19 protein-coding genes are annotated in these 20,306 nt (G+C 38.8%); 13 read left to right on the top strand and 6 right to left on the bottom strand.

Annotated elements, in window-relative coordinates:
* Positions 1-3: 3 nt before the first annotated feature.
* From cmk to EXE29_RS00260, 6 genes are all read left to right on the top strand, one after another.
* Positions 4-687 carry a (d)CMP kinase gene (cmk, locus tag EXE29_RS00235; protein ID WP_117007573.1) on the top strand — a complete coding sequence of 228 codons (684 nt, stop codon included), beginning with the start codon at positions 4-6 and terminating at the stop codon, positions 685-687.
* 107 nt (positions 688-794) lie between these two features.
* Positions 795-2,471: a 30S ribosomal protein S1 gene (gene rpsA, locus EXE29_RS00240; RefSeq protein WP_106985794.1), complete on the top strand. Its 1,677-nt coding sequence runs from the start codon at positions 795-797 to the stop codon at positions 2,469-2,471.
* Between the two features lie 164 nt (positions 2,472-2,635).
* Entirely contained in the window at positions 2,636-2,941 is a 306-nt protein-coding gene (locus EXE29_RS00245) for an integration host factor subunit beta (protein WP_106985793.1), read from the top strand.
* An 18-nt stretch (positions 2,942-2,959) separates the two neighbouring features.
* A complete protein-coding gene (locus EXE29_RS00250) occupies positions 2,960-3,325 on the top strand; it encodes a lipopolysaccharide assembly protein LapA domain-containing protein (protein ID WP_120363606.1) in 366 nt (121 codons plus the stop codon).
* A gap of 245 nt (positions 3,326-3,570) precedes the next feature.
* Entirely contained in the window at positions 3,571-4,251 is a 681-nt protein-coding gene (pyrF, locus tag EXE29_RS00255) for an orotidine-5'-phosphate decarboxylase (RefSeq protein ID WP_106985791.1), read from the top strand.
* A 127-nt stretch (positions 4,252-4,378) separates the two neighbouring features.
* On the top strand, positions 4,379-4,573 hold the full coding sequence (locus EXE29_RS00260; protein WP_106985790.1) for a hypothetical protein: 195 nt from the start codon (positions 4,379-4,381) through the stop codon (positions 4,571-4,573).
* Between the two features lie 86 nt (positions 4,574-4,659).
* Here the strand turns inward: EXE29_RS00260 and EXE29_RS00265 are convergent, their stop codons facing one another.
* Positions 4,660-5,568 (bottom strand): LysO family transporter, encoded by a 909-nt coding sequence (locus EXE29_RS00265; protein ID WP_120363607.1) that lies wholly within the window; start codon positions 5,566-5,568, stop codon positions 4,660-4,662.
* Positions 5,569-5,618: 50 nt separating this feature from the next.
* Positions 5,619-7,124, bottom strand: a complete 1,506-nt coding sequence (locus EXE29_RS00270) for a flavin-containing monooxygenase (RefSeq protein WP_106985788.1) — start codon at positions 7,122-7,124, stop codon at positions 5,619-5,621.
* A gap of 167 nt (positions 7,125-7,291) precedes the next feature.
* Here EXE29_RS00270 and EXE29_RS00275 point away from each other — a divergent pair, with 167 nt between their 5' ends.
* From EXE29_RS00275 to EXE29_RS00295, 5 genes are all read left to right on the top strand, one after another.
* Positions 7,292-8,299, top strand: a complete 1,008-nt coding sequence (locus tag EXE29_RS00275) for a helix-turn-helix domain-containing protein (protein WP_120363608.1) — start codon at positions 7,292-7,294, stop codon at positions 8,297-8,299.
* Between the two features lie 85 nt (positions 8,300-8,384).
* Positions 8,385-9,533: a cell division protein ZapE gene (gene zapE / locus EXE29_RS00280; RefSeq protein WP_106985786.1), complete on the top strand. Its 1,149-nt coding sequence runs from the start codon at positions 8,385-8,387 to the stop codon at positions 9,531-9,533.
* 485 nt (positions 9,534-10,018) lie between these two features.
* Positions 10,019-12,181: a malate synthase G gene (locus EXE29_RS00285; RefSeq protein WP_117007577.1), complete on the top strand. Its 2,163-nt coding sequence runs from the start codon at positions 10,019-10,021 to the stop codon at positions 12,179-12,181.
* Between the two features lie 82 nt (positions 12,182-12,263).
* Positions 12,264-12,746: a hypothetical protein gene (locus tag EXE29_RS00290; protein ID WP_106985784.1), complete on the top strand. Its 483-nt coding sequence runs from the start codon at positions 12,264-12,266 to the stop codon at positions 12,744-12,746.
* A 120-nt stretch (positions 12,747-12,866) separates the two neighbouring features.
* Positions 12,867-13,526, top strand: coding sequence for an SOS response-associated peptidase family protein (locus EXE29_RS00295; protein WP_117007578.1), 660 nt, complete (start codon positions 12,867-12,869; stop codon positions 13,524-13,526).
* Positions 13,527-13,551: 25 nt separating this feature from the next.
* On the opposite strand, the gene EXE29_RS00300 is transcribed toward EXE29_RS00295, so the two are convergent.
* Entirely contained in the window at positions 13,552-14,016 is a 465-nt protein-coding gene (locus EXE29_RS00300) for a MarR family winged helix-turn-helix transcriptional regulator (RefSeq protein WP_106985782.1), read from the bottom strand.
* A 769-nt stretch (positions 14,017-14,785) separates the two neighbouring features.
* Between EXE29_RS00300 and EXE29_RS00305 the strand changes: the two genes are divergently transcribed.
* Both EXE29_RS00305 and EXE29_RS00310 read left to right on the top strand, forming a co-directional pair.
* Complete coding sequence (locus EXE29_RS00305) at positions 14,786-16,306, top strand: TerC family protein (protein WP_106986763.1); 1,521 nt, start codon at positions 14,786-14,788, stop codon at positions 16,304-16,306.
* Between the two features lie 286 nt (positions 16,307-16,592).
* Positions 16,593-17,324 (top strand): hypothetical protein, encoded by a 732-nt coding sequence (locus EXE29_RS00310; protein WP_117007579.1) that lies wholly within the window; start codon positions 16,593-16,595, stop codon positions 17,322-17,324.
* Positions 17,325-17,400: 76 nt separating this feature from the next.
* Here the strand turns inward: EXE29_RS00310 and thiM are convergent, their stop codons facing one another.
* From thiM to EXE29_RS00325, 3 genes are all read right to left on the bottom strand, one after another.
* A complete protein-coding gene (gene thiM, locus EXE29_RS00315; RefSeq protein ID WP_120363609.1) occupies positions 17,401-18,270 on the bottom strand; it encodes a hydroxyethylthiazole kinase in 870 nt (289 codons plus the stop codon).
* A gap of 13 nt (positions 18,271-18,283) precedes the next feature.
* Positions 18,284-19,441, bottom strand: coding sequence for a hypothetical protein (locus EXE29_RS00320; protein WP_106984927.1), 1,158 nt, complete (start codon positions 19,439-19,441; stop codon positions 18,284-18,286).
* A 246-nt stretch (positions 19,442-19,687) separates the two neighbouring features.
* On the bottom strand, positions 19,688-19,951 hold the full coding sequence (locus tag EXE29_RS00325) for a hypothetical protein (protein ID WP_106984926.1): 264 nt from the start codon (positions 19,949-19,951) through the stop codon (positions 19,688-19,690).
* Positions 19,952-20,306: the final 355 nt, after the last annotated feature.

The raw sequence follows: 20,306 nt of genomic DNA on the forward strand, positions 1-20,306 counted from the left end.
GCAATGACAGTAAATATTATTACGATTGATGGGCCAAGTGGTTCGGGTAAAGGCACATTAGCGGCAAAACTGGCGTCGCATTACCAATATCATTTATTGGATTCAGGTGCGCTGTATCGATTGCTGGGGCTGTCATTGTTTAATAAAGGCTTGCTTGAAAAGTTAGATACAGAACTTGAAGCCTGTACCCAAATTGCAACAAATTTAGACATACAGTTTGTTACAACTCAAACTGGCATGACGGTATTACTAGAATCAGTTGATGTAACACAACAGATTCGTACTGAACGCGTGGGAGAGTATGCTTCAAAAGTTGCAGCAATTCCTGCACTTAGAGCTGCTTTATTGGCGCGTCAACATGCATTTGCTCAAGCGCCTGGTTTGGTTGCTGATGGTCGTGATATGGCCACTTCAATTTTTCCAGAGGCGCAAGCCAAGATATATTTGACGGCATCGGCTGAATCTCGTGCACAGCGTCGTGTAAAGCAGTTGCAGGGGATGGGGCTGGATGCTAAAATAAACGACATTTTAGTTAATATCGAAGCTCGCGATAAACGAGATATGGAGCGCACAGTCGCGCCACTCAAGCCTGCTTCGGATGCGTATATTATCGATAGCTCTAATTTAAGCATTGATGATGTATTCAAGTTGATGACAAATTATGTCGATCAACAATTAACAAATTAAAGAATTTTTCAGCAGAAGCATAGCTTGATCAGTTCAATATGGACTATGTAGACGCTTAATTAAACCGGCCTTGTCTGATCCAAGACCGCTGACTTATCGGAAATATCATGACCGAATCTTTTGCAGCCCTCTTTGAAGAAAGCGAATTAAACCTCAACGTTGAAAAGGGTGCTGTCATCCAAGGCGTTGTAGTAAGCATCGACTCTGACTGGGTAACAGTTGACACTGGCCTTAAATCTGAAGGCGTTGTTGACCGTGCTGAGTTCTTAAATGAACAACGCGAACTTGAAGTTCAAGTTGGCGACACTGTTGATGTTGTTGTTGAAGCGCTTGACAACGGTATGGGTCAAACAGTTCTTTCACGCGAAAAAGCTAAACGCGCTGAAACTTGGACTAAACTTGAAAAAATCTTTGAAGACGGCGAAATCGTTACTGGTGTTATTTCTGGTAAGGTTAAAGGCGGTTTCACTGTTGACATCGGTCCAGTTCGTGCGTTCCTTCCTGGTTCTTTAGTTGACACTCGTCCTATCCGTGATACTACTCACTTGGAAGGCAAAGAGTTAGAATTCAAAGTAATCAAACTTGACGCTAAACGTAACAACGTTGTTGTTTCTCGTCGTGCTGTTATGGAAGCTGAATCTTCAGCTGACCGTGAAGCTCTTCTTGCTCAGCTTGAAGAAGGTCAAACAGTTACTGGTACTATCAAGAACCTTACTGACTACGGCGCATTCGTTGACCTTGGCGGTATCGACGGTCTTCTTCACATCACTGATATGGCTTGGAAACGCATCAAGCACCCTTCAGAAGTTGTTGAAGTTGGTCAAGAAGTTACTGTTAAAGTACTTAAATTCGACCGCGAACGTAACCGCGTATCTTTAGGCCTTAAACAATTAGGCGAAGATCCATGGTTAGCGATCATGAGCCGTTACCCTAAAGGTTCTATCGTTAAAGCACGCGTAACTAACCTTACTGACTACGGCTGTTTCGCAGAAATCGCTGAAGGCGTTGAAGGTCTAGTACACGTTTCTGAAATGGACCACACTAACAAAAACATCCACCCATCTAAAGTTGTTCAGATTGGTGACGAAGTTGACGTTATGGTTCTTGAAGTTGACGAAGAACGTCGTCGTATTTCTCTTGGTATCAAACAAACTCGTGCTAACCCATGGGAAGAGTTTGCTAAAAACCACGACAAAGGCGAAAAAGTATCTGGTACTATCAAGTCAATCACTGACTTCGGTATCTTCATCGGTTTACCAGGCGGTATCGATGGTCTAGTTCACTTGTCTGACATTTCTTGGAACGAACAAGGCGAAGAAGCTATCCGTCGTTACAAGAAAGGTGACACAGTTGAAGCGGTTATCCTTTCAGTAGACGCTGAAGGCAACCGTATCAGCCTTGGCATCAAACAAATGAACAGCGATCCATTCAACGATTTCTTAGCTGCTAACGAACGCGGTGCGCTTGTTAAAGGTACTGTAACTGCTGTTGACGCTCGTGGCGCAACTGTTAAGTTAGCTGACGAAGTTGAAGCTACTCTTAAAGCATCTGAAATCAACCGCGACCGCGTTGAAGATGCAACTAAGTTCCTTGAAGTTGGTCAAGAAGTTGAAGCTAAAATCATCAACGTAGATCGTAAATCTCGTTCTATCAACTTGTCTATCAAAGCGAAAGACGAAGCTGAAGAAAAAGAAGCAGTTGCTAACTTGAAAACAGCTGCTAACGGTCAAGACAATGGTCCTAAGACTATTGGTGATTTGATCAAAGCTCAAATGGGCAACTAAGTAAGTGCTTGAATTGTATAGTTGATGTAAATTAACTCATACTTTTTATACAATTACTGTAAACGGTAGCGTAGTAATCAATTATTGCGCTACCGTTTTGTATTTAAACAGGTTATTATCAGCCTATAGATTCCCAAGTAGCTTGATAATTAAAGAGGTCGCAGATGACTACGGAAGCACTTAATAAGTCTGACTTAATAGAGCGTATTTCTCTTAAAAACCCGCACTTAGCAGAACCGCTGGTTGAAGAGGCCGTTAAAATTATGATTGATCAGATGATTGAAGCTTTATCAACTGACAATCGTATTGAAATTCGTGGCTTTGGCAGTTTTGCATTGCATCATCGTGAACCACGTGTAGGTCGTAACCCAAAAACGGGTAGATCGGTTGAGGTTGCAGCAAAAGCTGTTCCGCACTTCAAACCTGGTAAGGCTTTACGTGATGCGGTAAACGAATCCGCAAACAAATAATTCTATCCGGGGATGTTTATGCGTTATGTCTTGGCTATTTTATTAATTCTGCTGTTCGGATATTCTTTATTCCTGGTACTACAGAATAGTACAGAACTAAGTGTAGATCTTCTGTTTACACAAGTTCCAGCAATGCGTTTAGGTCTACTCTTATTGTTGACTTTAGCATTGGGTATTGTTCTTGGATTATTACTTGGAGTTCAAATCTTCCGGGTATTCCAAAACAGTTGGGAAATTAAACGCCTACGTAAAGACATAGATCGCCTACGTAAAGAACAGATTCAAACGGCACAATTGGCTGCGGCGGAAGCTGCATCAGTGACACGGCATGAAAAAACTGTGATGGATATTCATCCAGATGATCGACCGTCAAACCCGTTATAATCTAGCTGGTTGAGTTAAAACAGTTGTTTAGCCAATCGGATTAAAGAAACAGACTTAATAAAATTTTTAGAGCGCTCTAAGTATGCATTAGGGCGCTTTTTTTATGTTGATCAATGCAGTGCTTGATAAAAATATCAAGCCAGCACGAGATAAAGTTGGATAATCTAAGTTTTAAGCTTGGTTGCAGAATTAGATTGCCTCTATAATGTGCTTTCTTTTGTCTTAATCAAAAAAAGGGTAGTCTCTTGAGTATCATTGTTGCCTTAGATGCTAAAAGCCAATATGACGCATTAACAATTGCTGAACAATTAGATCCAGCGCTGTGTCGAGTAAAAGTTGGTAAAGAGTTATTTACCCACGAGGGTCCAAGTGTTGTTAAAGCTTTGCATGATAAAGGCTTTGAAGTATTTCTAGATTTAAAATTTCACGATATTCCAAATACCACTGCGCAGGCTGTTTGTGCGGCAGCAGATATGGGTGTATGGATGGTAAACGTTCATGCATCTGGTGGCCGTAAGATGATGGAGACCTGCGTAGAGCGCTTAAAAGCGGGTAATTACAATACACAATTAATTGCTGTGACTGTATTAACCTCTATGGGGCGTGAGGACCTTGCCGATTTAGGGTTGGATGTTGAACCATTTGAGCATGTTAAACGCTTGGCTAAATTGACCAAAGACAGTGGTTTAGATGGTGTTGTATGCTCGGCTCAAGAAGCGAAAATGCTACGTGAAAGTCTAGGGAAAGATTTTGCTTTAGTAACCCCTGGTATCCGTCCTGAAGGCTCAAATGCAGATGATCAAAAGCGTATTGTGACACCAAAGCAAGCAATGCTAGATGGTTCTACGCATTTGGTGATTGGTCGCCCGATTACAAAATCTGAAAATCCACGTCAAACATTAAAAGATATTTTAGCAACACTATAATTTTTGCATTCGATAATTACCTCACTTGGTAATTATGTTATTTGATCTAGAATGCTAAAAGGCCTTTCATAAGAAGGGCTTTTTTTATACATTGGTCTTTTCATTCTTAAAATAGTGAATTGGCGATATGACAATCCCTAAAAATAAGCCCGCATTAGACGGGTTGCAAAATATTGAAGTTCAGGACAATGAGCAATTAGAGCAAGAACAGAAGCAATCTGATTCTGCTGATTGGACTTCAAGTATTGATGTTATTGAAATCGCAAAGGGAGCAGTGGATATTGTTGGTGATTTGATTAGTGGTATTGATTTGAACATCTAATTGATTTGTTCATTAGCTCGTTTACTGTAATGTTTGGATAAGCCCTATTGGAAAATAAGGGCTTATCATTTAAATTGCTAAGTCAATTAAAGCGCAGCCAGTACGCTAACAGCAATGGGTGCTAAAACAGAAAGTACAAAACCACTGACCATTGCATGTGGAATAAAATCATTACCGCAGGCTTGTTTCACCATGGGTAAGGTCACATCCATGGCGGTTGCCCCAGCAGATGAAATAGCAGAGCGTGGATAGCGCCATCCAATCAAATACATAAAGAGAATCGCAAATATTTCTCTAAATAAATCATTGATCAGTGCAATGCTTCCAAGTTGCGCATTTCTTAATTCAGTGACCACAATGCCAGACATTGAATAAAAACCATAACCTTGTGAAAGCATAATGAGGTCTTTAAGATGTAGCTCGGTCAGGAAGTATGAAATAGCCACCGCACCAATAACTGAGCCAATAATGCAGGCTAATGGCACAAGCAGTATTTTCCAATTAAGCCAAGAGCGATCGAGTGGTGAATAGGCTAAATCTAAGCCAATTAAAAACATAAAGACGAGCAGTAAATGCCACGTACTTATGTGCAGAGGAATATTTATATAATTAAACAGTTCTGCAACTGCATAACCTAGTGCAAGTGCAAAAAAAGCATAGCTAATATTGAGTAATGAACTTAATAAAAGTTCAGTAGATACTTTACCTTGGGTAGGTTGATAGCCAATTAGTTTAAATAGTATATAGCAACAAACAAATGCACCAAGCGATGTTGCAAAGGCAATACTCACGGCACTGCTAATAATAAGCTGTGGATTATTAATCTGATGTAAGGTTTGTGAAAATTCTATCGCAATAGCAATGAGTAAAATATAGGTAAAATAGGGAAGAATTTTAAAGCCAATTTTTTCAATATTTTGTGGTAAGCGACGTGCCAGAACAAAGCCAAGAAATAGGCAGAACAGCAGTTGGAAAATCAACCAAAGAGATTGCATAACAAAAACAGCAGGTGATGGGACACCTGCTTAGTATGACAGCTTAAGATTTAAGCTGCTTGATTTTGTTGTTGTAATAATAGGTAGTCCGCAGGATTGAGAGTTTTGGTTTGAAGCCAATACTTCCATGTATAGGTTGGCCACAACGCAAAATTTTTGCCGCCATCTTGTTGATACCAGCTCACGCAGCCAGATTGCCAAACGGTACCTTTAAGTTGCTCTTGAACATCATCATTAAATTTGTCTTGAATATGGTCTTTAATCACAATGGCTTGGTTTTGGGTTTTAGACACTAAATTGATCATTTGTAAAATATAATTGACCTGAGCTTCAATCATAAAAATAACCGAATTATGACCCAGTACCGTGTTCGGGCCGAGTAACTGAAATAAATTTGGAAAGCCTTTGGTGCACACACCTAAGTAACTTTCAGCACCATCTTTCCAAGCTTCACTGAGCGCTAAGCCATTTTGGCCAATGCACTGAAATGATTTCATATAAACGCGTGGATCGGTAATAAAGCCTGTTCCATAAATTAAACAGTCAATAGGGCGTTTTTGGCCATCTTTGGTAATAATACTGTCTTCGGTAATTTCCTGAATAGCGGTTGTTATGAGTTCTACATTTTGTCGATTAAATGTAGGGAAATATTTATTAGAAATTAAAATACGCTTACAGCCCATCACAAAATTCGGCGTTAATTGCCTAGCAGTGGTTTTGTCTTTAACTTGATAACGAATAAAAGCTTCAGCAAGTTTTTGGCCATATTTCATTATTTTAGGTTTAACAATTGGCATCACGCGGGACTCGTTACTCCAATATAAGCGTGCGCGATGTAGTTTTCTAAACCACTCGTATTTGTTAAATAGAGTTTGATCAAGTTGGTTGTATTCGCGTTCGTCACGTGGAATGACCCAAGCAGCGGTACGTTGGAATACATAGAGTTGTTTGGTTTGTGGGGCAATTTCAGGAATATATTGTATTGCGCTACCACCTGTACCAATAGAGGCAACATTTTTTCCATGTAAGTCGTATTGGTGATCCCATTGAGAAGAATGGAAGACTTTACCCTTAAATTTTTCTATGCCTGAGATATGTGGGATTTGTGGTACATGTAAAGGGCCTGAGGCAAAAATCAAATATTGCGCCGTCAATTGGCGTTCTTTGTTTAAAGTTAATTGCCACTCACAGCGTTCTTCATTGTACTGTGCACCGAGTACCTCGCAGTCTAGTTCAGTGTACTTCTTGAGTTGAAACTCTTGAATTAAACTTTGAATGTAGGCAAAAATCTCTGGGGCTTCGGCGTAGCGCTTAGACCAATCCTTTTTAGGAGCAAATGAAAGCGAGTACATGTGTGATTGCACATCACAAGCAGCACCAGGATATTGGTTTTCACGCCAAGTCCCACCAAAATCTGTGGCTTTTTCTAAAATTACAAAGTCGTTGATATTGTTTTGTAAAAGTCGAATAGCCATAGCTATACCACCAAAGCCTCCGCCAATGATAGCGACTTTCGTGCGGTTATTTTGCGTATTTTGGATATCGCTCGATTGCATATTGTTTTGCTCTTTTTTTGCTTATGGAATTAGAGTACCGCATTCGTTCTAATAGAAGAAATGATTGTCATGACAGGAAAATTGATCAAAACGGCAATTTGCAAAGCTTAAAAATTATAGTAAAACAAACATGAATTAAATCTTTCTCTGTTTATTATTGGATGTCTATGAAGCGATCTGTTCTCAGCCTTATGTACTTAATCCAAGGCATGCGTAAGGCAGGCATAGATGTGGATCAGAAACTCCAAACCATTGGCTTGCGTATTGATGCACTCGATGCAACTTCGGTGATTCACCCAAGCCTTGAGTGGGATGTGTTAAAGGTGATTGGGCATGATGTGCCGCCAGAGCAAGGAATGTTCATTGGTCAGCATTATGCTTTAGCAGGTTATGGCCCCTTGTTAATGCTATTGGTGACTAGTCCGAATATTCGAACTGTACTTGAGCAGGGCATGTGCTTTCAGCAATTAACACATTTAACGGGTGAATTGGGCTTAGATTTTCGTGAGCACCAAGCGGCTTTATGTTATCGGCCACAAAATATCAACAGTCCTTTAGGTTTGTTGTTGGCACAATCTGAAATATCAGGTACTTACAAATTTATTCGTGATTTGTACAAAATGATGGGTCTGGCTTCGCCACAAATTCAAATTGAATTACCCTTTGACTTGCCTAGTGAGGCACAGCAATTACAGGTTTATCATGATTATTATGGCCAGCAGGTTAGCTTTGGTGCGCCATTTGCGTCTTTTTGGTTTGAGCAGTCGGTGTTGGATGTCAAAATTCCTTCTGCTGATGCAATGACTTTTAATTTATATGAAGCCAAGTGCATTGCTGAACTCAACCGACTCAATGCGGATGAAACAGTACCTTCACTGATACAACGAGTGCAGGATTATTTAGAGCTTCAAACAGGTGTAATGCCAAGCATGGCTGAAACAGCACAAGCACTAAATTTACCAGAGCGAACGTTAAGACATCAGTTGCAACAACTCGGGAGTAGTTATAAACAAATCCGTGAAGATATTATTAAAGATAAAGCCTTACGCTTAATTGAATACAATGAATATTCAATAGAAATGATAGCTGAACTTTTGGGATACTCAGAACCAGCGGCGTTTAATCATGCATTTAAACGGTGGTTTGGTCAAAGCCCAAGGCAATATTTAAAATAGCCTAAGCATGTATATCCCAAAGTGTTATATATTCAAGTTTAATCTTCGCTATAATTTAAAATAGCCCAAAATAGTATTTAGAGTTATGTCAGACATTCAAGCACAGCACAGTACAGCATTTACCCCAATTTCACCGGCAGAGCGATATGCTGAAGTTTTGGCATCAGGCCAATTCCTACCGGATGAAGCACAGGCGCAAGCTGTGCATGAATTAGATCGCGTATGGCAAGAACTGATTCAACGCTTTAAAGCATCTAAAAAGGCATTTCGTCGTTTCCGTCGCCAAACTGCACCACAAGGTGTATATATGTGGGGTGGTGTCGGACGTGGTAAAACATGGCTCATGGACCAATTTTATGAGTCGATTCCATTTCGCCGTAAAACACGAATGCATTTTCACCACTTTATGCAGCACGTACATCGTGAACTCAATAAGCTTTCAGGGCAACGTAACCCGCTCGACTTAGTGGCAGACCAAATTTATAAAGAGGCCGTTGTCATTTGTTTTGACGAGTTTTTTGTTTCAAACGTGACAGATGCCATGATCTTAAGCGATTTGTTCCAAAAACTCTTTGCACGTGGTATTACACTGGTTGCAACATCAAATATTGCGCCAGATGGTTTATATAAAAATGGTATTCACCGTGACCGTTTTATTCCAACCATTGAACTGGTTAAAAAGAATTGTGTGATTTTAAATGTGGATGCAGGTGTGGATTATCGCCTGCGCGTATTAAAGCAAGCACAATTGTTTAAAACCCCACTTACGCATGAAAATAAACTTTGGATGGCAAAGCGTTTTAGTGCTTTGACGCAAGGTCAGACTCAGTCACAAGAGCCGATTATTATTAATAAGCGAATTGTGGAAACTATTGGTCATACAGAAGATGTGCTTTGGTGTGAATATTCAGAACTGTGCTTAAAACCTCGTAGTCCAGCTGACTTTATTGAAATCGCCAATGTCTATAACACCGTATTGGTCAGTAATGTGCCACACATGACGGACTATTTATCGGAAGGTACACGTCGTTTTATTTACTTGGTCGACGAGTTTTACGACCGTGGTGTTAAATTATTATTAACCTCTGAAGACTCGATTATTGATATCTATCAAGGTGAGAAACTGGCATTTGAAATCGAGCGTACACGTTCGCGTTTATTAGAAATGCAGTCAGATGATTATCTAAACGCAGCACATCGCCAAATTAGTGCACCAGCAGGTATGGAATTATAGTGAGCAGTTTAGTGAAAAGTCCGTACTTAAAATGGTGAACTTGAAATAGATATAAGGTGTATTTTTACAGCAAAATAGCTGGAATATGTTCGTTATTTGTGTAAAAGCCACGGATCGAACAAAGATGAAGAAGCGCCATTTATGGCGCTTTTTTTATTCAAAAGTGACTGTGTGTTTTATCGACATTTCGGCTTTTTCATGGCTTAATCAGCATTGAATATGACTAAATTAGTGCTATTTGTATATTTTTAAATCAAAAGTCTGCACTTAAGTCTAATTTCGGCATAACAAAAAATTTATACACTGTAAAAGAGCATTCAAGCTGATGATGTTGCGTTGCCGATCAGATGTTTTAGCAAGAAAATGAGGGTATTTACTTGCTAAAAAATGATCACTATTTAGTAATGTGATAGTGCTATTCAGCTAAGTATAAATGGGTATACTGGAATCTCTTGTTATAAAAAGTAGCAATATCAGGAAAGACAATGACTGCACGTATTCAAAAAGGCAAGTTAGCGATTGCTAAAGAACTTTACGATTTCATCGAAAATGAAGCGCTTCCAGGTTCTGGTTTAGACAGCGATACATATTGGAAAAACTTCGAACAAGTCGTTGTCGATCTTAGCCCAAAGAACAAAGCACTACTGGCTAAGCGTGACGACCTTCAAGCTAAAATTGATGAATGGCACCGCAACAACAAATTTGAACTTGGAGCTTACAAAGCTTTCTTAACTGAAATTGGCTACTTATTACCAGAAGTAGAAGATTTCAACATCAGCACAGAAAATGTAGACGAAGAAATCGCATTATTGGCTGGTGCGCAATTGGTTGTACCTGTACGTAATGCTCGTTACTGCTTGAACGCAGCGAACGCTCGCTGGGGTTCTTTATACGACGCACTTTACGGCTTCGACGTGATCTCTGAAGATGGCGGCGCAGAAAAAGGCAAGGGCTATAACCCTGTACGTGGCGAAAAAGTAATTGCATTTGCTAAGAATTTCTTAAATGAAACTTTCCCACTTGCAACTGGCTCACATGCAGATGTAACAAAATACGCAGTTGAAGCTAAAAAATTAGTTGTAACCTTAAAAGATGGTTCTACAACGACTTTAGCAAAAGAAGCACAATTCGTTGGTTTTAATGGTGACGAAGCGGCGCCAACTGAAATCGTTTTGCTTAACAATGGTCTACATGTGATCGTTGAAGTTGATGCGACAAGCCCAATTGGTCAAGCAGACCCTGCTGGCGTAAAAGACCTTGTTCTTGAAGCTGCTGTAACAACGATTCAAGACTTGGAAGACTCTATCGCAGCAGTAGATGCTGAAGAGAAAGTTGAAGGCTACCGTAACTGGTTAGGCTTAATGAAAGGCACACTTTCAGAGTCTATTGAGAAGAACGGTAAAACGATTACACGTACACTTAATAAAGACCGTACGCATAAAAACTTAATTGGCGGTGAAACTAAACTTCATGGCCGTTCATTAATGCTTCTTCGTAACGTTGGTCATTTAATGACAAACCCTGCGATCCTTGTAGATGGCGCTGAAATCTACGAAGGCATTATGGATGCGTTAATTACACCGTTATTGACGTTTGCAGATATTAAAGGCGAAAACGAAAACAAGAACTCTCGTAAAGGTTCTATGTACATCGTGAAGCCAAAAATGCATGGTCCAGAAGAAGTTGCATTTGCAGTTGAACTATTTGAACGTTCAGAGCAAGCGCTAGGCCTTCCAGCGAAGACTTTAAAAATCGGTATTATGGATGAAGAACGTCGTACATCTGTAAACTTGAAGAACTGTATCGCGCAAGCAAAAGATCGTACGATCTTCATTAACACAGGCTTCATGGACCGTACTGGCGATGAAATCCATACATTTATGGAAGCAGGCCCATTCGTTCGTAAAGGCGAAGTGAAGTCGCAAATTTGGTTCCCAGCTTACGAAAACCGTAACGTAATGATCGGTCTTCAAGCAGGTCTACGCGGTAAAGCGCAAATTGGTAAAGGCATGTGGCCAAAACCAGATATGCTGCTTGATATGTACAAAACTAAGATTGAGCATCCAGAAGCTGGCGCAAGCTGTGCATGGGTTCCGTCACCATCTGGCGCTGTAATTCACGCGATCCATTACCACCAATGCAATGTTTCAAACCGTCAGCAAGAGCTTCTCAAAACTGAAGCGCTTTCTTTAGATGACTTGTTAACACCGCCTTTAGCGACAGATACAAGCTGGTCTGAGGAAGACAAGATCAAAGAACTTGAAAACAATCTTCAAGGTATCTTGGGTTATGTAGTGCGTTGGGTAGACCTCGGTGTAGGTTGTTCTAAAGTTCCAGACATCAACAACGTTGGTTTAATGGAAGACCGTGCAACTTTACGTATTTCTTCTCAACACGTAGCGAACTGGTTACGTCACGGTATCGTAACGAAAGCGCAAGTTGAAGAAGTTATGCAACGTATGGCGAAAATCGTAGACGAACAGAATGCGAATGATCCTGCATACACTGCAATGGCACCAGGTTTTGACGGTTTTGCTTACCAAGCTGCTTATGACTTGGTATTCAAAGGCGCAGAGCAACCATCAGGTTATACAGAACCACTACTTCATGCTTACCGCTTGAAGTTAAAAGGTTATACAGGTGACTAATCGTCAGACTGTTTGACTAAAAAAGCCTCTTCGGAGGCTTTTTTCATGTATAAATAGAAATAAATAGAGGAACTTATTTTATATGTATTTTTGGAATGTAAAACAGCTCATACACGATTTAAAAACTCATCAGGTTAAGCAAAGTCAATTTAAAAACTATTATATCGCGAGCAGTATTTTAATATTAGTTTCATTCTTTTTTGTGGCCATTACGCCTGAGCAACCTGTACGATTAAATTTAGCAACCTTTGTGGTGAATCTGGGGCTATTGATTAGTTGGACCAATGCGATATTTAAGGCCAATGGTGGGGAACAAGGGCAACAATTTTTAAATCGCTTTTTTGCATTATATTTGCCGATTGTGCTCAAAACTTTAGTCATTTTTGTAGTTGCTGTGATTTTGATTGAATTGATTTGGACAAATTATTCTGAAGGATGGAGTGAGCCAGAATTAGAAAAAATTAATGAATACAAAGATGTGGCAATTGATCCTATTTTTTCGTGCGTCGTGTATTGGCGGATCTATCGTGCTATGTTGAAAATTCAAGAACCTTTAGAAAATTAATAAAAAATGATGCATACACATCGCAATGTAAAGAAATAGTAGCTTGATGGATTTTAGTCAGAATGCACAAGCTTATGTGAATCTATTATTATATTAATAAGTTTTTTTAGTCTAGAAACTATGTGTGCTAATTTTAAACCGCTGACGTTGGAGCAATTACACAGATTGCACCTCCCTGAAATTCCATTTGAGTATGTGGCGGAAGTATATCCAAATTACGATTTACCACTCTTATTTAATGCTCAACAAGGTTTAGAGTGGCGTAAAGTGGGTTTTGGTATGGTACCTAAATGGGCAGAAGATAAATCAATTGCATTAAAAACCTATAATGCACGTAATGAAACTTTGCTACAAAAAGCCAGTTTTATCAATGCAATTTCTAAATGCAAGTTTGGTGTTATACCCGTTGCAGAGTTTTATGAATCAAAATATATCGATAATAAACCCCAGCGTTGGGGTGTGCGTCGTAAAGACGGGCAGGCATTTTATATTGCTGCGCTCTATGATATTTGTCAGCAAGGTTCTGAAGTTATACGGTCAAGTACAATGATCACAATGAATGCCATAGACCATCCTATGATGAAGGACTTTCATGAGCCTGGTGATGTAAAGCGTTCAGTTATAGTTATACCGCATGCACGTTTAGAAGAGTGGTTAAACTGGAAATCGCCGAATATCCAGAGTTTTGTGGAAGGCTTTCCAGTAGAAGAATTTGAATGTTCACACGTACCCAAAATAAAAGTCGAAAAAATTAGTCCCCAACTAAATTTTTTCGACTGATATTTGAGAATGTAGTGAGATATATTTAACGAGACAAGTTCTTAAATATATGACGTAGGCTTTCCATGGTTTTTTCAATTTGAAGGGGAGTAAGGCCTTCGAATGATTGCTCCAATACAATATTGGTTAAATCATTAATCTTTTGCGTCATTAGATTGCCTTTTTCAGTGAGTACAACGCGCGTAATACGTGCATCATCTTCACATGAATAAGTGTCTACTAATCCTTCATCTTTTAAGCGATAGACAATCTTGGTTGTGGTGGACATTTTAGACACCACCATTTCAGATAAATCCGATACGCTTGCATGTGGCTTAGACTTCAATGCAAGGAGAATACGTCGACGTGAGTTATCAACACCATACTTCTTAAGTGCATGATCTACATTAAGAACATATTGTGCATGAACCTGAGTTACCCAATAATATGGGAAATTTTCTAAGTTGAAGTCGTCAGTCGTTGGTAAAAATTTAGAATACTTTTTCGTCATGAAATGCCCCAAGTCAAATTTTTTGTAATTTTATTTAATCTGTCGTTATTCTAAGTAAAAAGTGTGTTCAATATCAATAGATATTTTTAGAATTCACAACAAGTAAAAGAAATTTAATCATTTGATTATAGTTAAATGATTTTTCAAATGATAGATGCACCAGAATATTCGGATAAATGGCTTTAAGTTTAACTGTTAAATCAGTTTTTTACTGTCCGTCATCTATAACAAATATTGATTTTATAATATATAGGTCATGAATAGTGTCAGAGTGATAGTTGGTTTCTAAGTAACTGTATATTTTAAATATTAGTATTAATCTTTGTTTTATTGGTTGAATACAAAGTTTTGTAGTATGTGTATATATGTGTTTGGATGATTTAATTTAAGTATTTATTTGAAAAATATTTTACATATATAAAATTGGATTTTTATAACGATTGATATAAATAAATATGAATAAATTAAATGTTTATTGAGCTTGTAATAAATTATTAAGGTATTAAATTTTTCAATTTAAAGTCCAGTTTAGCCCAGCATACTTAATTTAGTTGTTTACACTACAGTAACTGAACACATATAAAGTAAGTTTTTACTCTGCGTGAAATTTGAGCTTTAACTCAAAAAAATTACAAAAAAATCATTACAAAATCTTAAGTTTGTGCATAATAAATTTATCTATAGTAACAAAGGCTTCAAATATGGATCCGTCGCCGTGCGCAGATCTGCTTAGTACCTACCAAACTCAATACTGCGGAGTAAATAACTAATGGAATTTTTTATGGATCCTGGGTTATGGGTTGGTTTAATTACATTAATCATTTTAGAAATTGTATTAGGTATTGATAACCTAGTCTTTATTGCCATTTTGGCAGAAAAACTTCCTCCTTCACAACGTGATAAAGCACGTGTACTTGGTTTAACGCTCGCATTGTTCATGCGTTTAGGCTTGTTGTTTGCTATTTCTTGGTTAGTCACCCTGACTGAACCTCTCATTAATATATTTGATCATCCTTTTTCTGGGCGAGACCTTATCCTGTTGGGTGGTGGTTTATTCCTTGTGTATAAAGCGGTTTCTGAATTACACGAAAAAATTGAAGGTAAGCCAGAAGTCAAAGTGTCGAATAATGTAGTCTATGCGAGCTTTGCTGCAGTTGTCGCGCAAATTGTCGTGTTAGATGCAGTGTTCTCTTTAGACTCTGTAATTACTGCTATTGGTATGGTGGATGATATCCGCATTATGATGGCAGCAATGATTGTCGCTATGGCAGTCATGTTATTGGCATCTAAACCTTTAACTGCATTTGTGAACCGTCATCAAACGGTGGTGATTTTGTGTTTGAGCTTCTTACTATTAATTGGTATCAGCTTAATTGCAGAAGGATTTGGTTTCCATATTCCTAAAGGTTATATCTATTCGGGTATTGGCGTAGCCATTGCGATTGAAGCTTTTAACCAATTTGGTCAACGTAATGTTGCCAAACATGCATCTAAAATTCCTTTGCGTCATCGGACTGCAGACTCCATTTTAAAATTAATGGGTGGTCGTGTTGAAACTACGGATGATCGTGTTGTCTTACAAGCACAAGAAGCATTTGCTGATGAAGAGCGTTATATGATTGGTGGGGTTTTAACCCTAGCAGAACGTTCAGTTGCATCAATTATGACACCGCGTAGCCAAATTTCGTGGGTCGATCTTGATGACACAGCAGAGCAAATTCGTGAAAAGGTTTTATCGGTACCACATAGTTTATTCCCTGTGTGTCGAGGTAGTTTAGATAAAGTCATTAGTGTGGTGCGCGCCAAGGATTTATTGGATGTACTCGATGACGAAACGGAACTCAAAGCTTTAATTAAACGCCACCGCCCAATTTATATTTTCGAAAAAATGAAAGTGATTGATGCGATTAATACCTTGAGAACTTCAAAAGGTTCTTTGGTGATGGTGAGTGATGAGTTTGGTAATGTGCAAGGTTTAGTTTCTCCACTGGACGTCTTTGAAGCAATCGCAGGGGAATTCCCTGATGCAGACGAGCAACTTGATTTAGTTAAATTAGATGAACACACATGGCGTGCTTCGGGCTTGCTAGATGTTTATCAGTTAGAACTTGAATTGGGCATGTTGGACTTGGTTGAAGAAGATGCAGGCTACATTAGTGTGTCTGGTTTAATTCTAGACAAGATGCAGGGTGTGGTCGATATTGGCACACAGCTTGAATATCAGGGCGTTGTATTTGAAGTCACTGAGATGGATGAAAATCGCATTAAAACGGTTCTAATACGTCATTAAACACGCTTCACATACTTATTTAAAAAGCTGGTAGTTATCTACCAGCTTTTTTTATAGGGCTTGAATGAAGATTTTTGTTATACGCTTAGGTATGATTTAGTTTTTTGTTCAATATGTACAGGGTAGATTGTCTATTGTATAAATAGCCCAAAAGTTCTGGATATTAGGTCATTGTTTTATGCGTGAAAGTTATTATGCTTAAGACAAATAGACTCATTAGAGTCATATATATTTTAAATTAAAAAAATATTTTTTATTATAAAGTTAAATGCAGTGAGTGCATCTTATGAAAATCACAGAACGAGTGACTGATTTTGTGCAGCTCTCTGTAGAGCAAAAGCATTTGTTTTTTCAACAAATTTGGGCATTTGATCAGCAAATTTTTCCACACACTGAAATTGAAAACTTATATCAATTTGTATATGACTTAGATGCCGTTTCAGTTCAAGTGGTTCAGTATTTTCACAAAAACATTTTGGTTGGGCAAAATATTATTGCCATTTTAAAATTAAAATTAGATCACCAGCCTATTTTTGTGGTGATGTCACGTGCTGGATTTTTAGCTCAGTATCGTCGTCGCAATTTATCTTTACGTTCTGCAATTCGAGTTGCATTTCATCATCGCTTACGTCATCCCAGTGTTCCATTATGGTTTGTCACTACGCTTATGCAACCTAAAGTCTATTCTCTATTTGCTTCGCGCTCGGTAAACTTTTATCCGCGTAATGGACGAAAAATGAGTTCAGATCATTTGAGAGTACTAAAAATGGTGATGTCGCGTAAATCACAAGTTGAGAAACGTGATGATGAGGTATTTACACATTATTGTGATATTCCAAAAATTACGCCTGAGCAATTGATTCGACTGCGTAATAAACAGGACACGCATCATCAATTTTTTATGCAACATGTGCCTGATTATTTTGATGGGATGGGCATGATGTGTGTATGTCAGTTAGATTTAAAAACCATTGTGGAAACGACGTTTAACCTAGCGATTGGGCGTAAGGTGCGTTAAGCATACTGGCTGGGTATGCTTATGCACGATTAAAAACCAAGTCGTTGATACATATTGCTTGGGTATTAAGCCTCACTTATAAGGCTGTTATGTATAGGTCTTGATATTGATGCAGGCTATCTGCATCTAAGCAATGTAGTTCATCTAAAAATGCAACATTAAAACTTCCAACCGTATTGGCACGTTCATAGGCTTTTTTACCTGCAATTGCAAAATGTATATGTGCGGCCACAGTGCCTACCGTAGCGTTACTGACTGCACAATAGGCAGCTGTTAATGCACCTAATGCGCAGCCTGATGCTGTAATTTTCGGTTGTAGGAAAGAACCGCCTTTAACTTGAATAACTGCATTCAGTTCTTTAGATAAAATATAATCTGACTCACCTGAAATGGCGATGCAACTTGCATATTCGAGTAATGATGTCGCTTGTAAATAAGCTTCAGCGCTGTCTAAGGTACTGTCTACACCTTTGGATTCGACTTGATTACCTGCAAGTGCACTAATTTCAGAAGCATTGCCTCGAATCACAGTTGGTGCATATTGAATCAGCTGATTGGTCATTTCTGAGCGCCAAGGCAGAGCAGGTCCATAACCAACTGGGTCAAGTACCCAAGGCTTTGCCATGTGTTGTGCCGTTTGTGCCGCAATTTGCATGGCTTGCATCTGCTCAGAAGTGGGCATGCCTAAATTTATATTTAAAGCACCCGCAATTCGTACAAAACTTTCTGCCTCGAAAGGGTTATCAATCATAGCTGGCGATGCGCCTGCAGCCAAAAGCACATTTGCAACATAATTATTGGCAACCCCATTGGTAATAATATGTACCAAAGGCTGTTGGGTTTGTAATTGTGTCCATGCTTCACAGACTTGCTCCATTAAGGGAGCGCTGAGGTCGCTTAAATGTTCAGTCGTGTTTAAGGGAAGCAAGGTTTCGAGTTGGTTCATGAGCTGATTGTCCCTAACGCGTGAAATAGTGATCTTGATGTTTACAATTGCGACAGAAAAGCGTGACATAATCAGAGGCATCGTAATCGACAGAGAGTTCTTCTGAACCACAGTGGATGCAACGTTTGTTGGAATGGAAACTCAAACGCGCTTCAATTTTTTTCCAAGAACGCCATACTGGCTGGAAAAAAATTCGTTCGTCATAGCCCAAAAAGCGGTAAAACAAAATTTGGCTCATTTTGCTCAATGGCATTTGGGGTGGGCGTGGCAGGGTGCTGGTTTCCCATTTTTCTGTCAGGCTACGCTCTCGATATTGCTGTAAGGTTTTTTTTAATAAGTTGGTATTAATAAAGTTTTCGTTACGCGCTTGCAGTGCATTTTTTTGATACAAGTATTCTAAGGCCGTTTGGATTAGGTAATAAATTTGTCCAATTGCTAGCCCATCCATTAATTGATAACAAAATGCACGGAAGGTTTTATTGCCCGCAATTTGGATTCCCCACGAGCGACAATAAAACTGCATAAATTGAATAATTTCTTGATACAAAACCGTGTAAAGAGCATCTTTCACTTCTTCGGCATTTTTAAATGGCACACCCATAGAGAGGTTTTCATAAAACCATAACCGTAATTGGTGCGTAATGCTAAATAGGCTTGGTTCTGAGTAGCCATCTAAGCGAATATTCAGGTAATACTGCTGTGCTTGGGCAGCAAAGTCTTTGCAGATTAATACTTGCTCTTTCACTAGATATTTAATAATTGAGTTCTGAAAGAGATAATTTGGCGTTATTGGGTAGTATTTGATTTGATCCCAATCAATAAACTCGTGATGTGTTGTATGTTCTTGCACTAGGTCATCTAAAAGCGCTAATAAAAACAGCTTTTGCATAAAGCTCAATTGACTGAGTTCATATTCATGCTGATCTTTTTGGCGTAGCTTACGTTGCTCCTGTAATCGGGATTCCGCCATCAGCTTTTTACGCTGTGCTAAGCATTTTTCACAGTGGCATGTGCGTTGTTGCTCTGGAAATATTTGGTGCTGACAGTGACTACATTCAAAATAATTGATTTCTTGATCGTATTGTTCGGCTTCCGTCCAAAACATTGCAGCATGGCAGAGTGGGCACGTTGTGCTCGCATCCAGCTGTTTTTGTAGAACGTTTAAAGTCATAACCTAAGTCATCAAATCAAAGAGAAAGTGAATTGATTATACACCGTTGTCATTCGGTGCTAAGGGTTAAATTTAAGCGCCTATAAAGGATGAATCCTGTATAAAGCGTCGTATAAAGTCAGCTTTACACAGGGTATGCGTGGTTTAAGCGTACTAAGGTCATAGCATTGGATGTCCTTTAGCACTTTTCATATCTTGGCAATCCTTTATCTCCTGGTCAGTTAGTAGAAACTGCTGTAACTGTTTTTAGTAAGCTGCAGGGCATGGTAATGATTCATCTTCCTCACCGAGTTGTTTTGCATCAATCAATGCTTGGACTTTCTTTGTGGGGATTTTTTTGCCTCCTAAATGCTCATAGCTATTTAATATTGCGCTAACCTCATAGGTTTGTAGGGGAATACCTTCGCAGCTCATAAACATAGCAATCACTTTGTGATCAATATTTGCTGCATCCAGTGCTTGTAGTGCTTTTACGTTTTCTACGCGTACAATGTGATCTTTTAAATACATGGTGCACCTCTTTTTTGTTTTCAGTAAATTTTATTGTGAACTTTGTTCAGCTAGATAAAAGCAATAACTGTGCACAAAATGTACGAATTGGGCAATTTAGCGTGAATTAATTTTAATTATGTTGCTAAGTTGTTTAAAAATAAAAACTATTTATTGGCTGATACTTTAAAATTCAACATTTTAAAGCTTTGGAATTTATAGGATTGAGTTTAAATGCTGGCTGAACCTCAGTAGCTTTGTTATCTAGATGCACCATGAAAAGAATAAAATGATGTGGCTTGGTGCATGTACGGTGTTGCCATGAGCTTGCTTCAATCAGAGTAAATTTTGCCTAAAATTAGATACTAGATTTGCA

The sequence above is a fragment of the Acinetobacter sp. WCHAc060006 genome, from assembly GCF_004209135.1.
Taxonomy (GTDB): Bacteria; Pseudomonadota; Gammaproteobacteria; order Pseudomonadales; family Moraxellaceae; genus Acinetobacter; species Acinetobacter cumulans.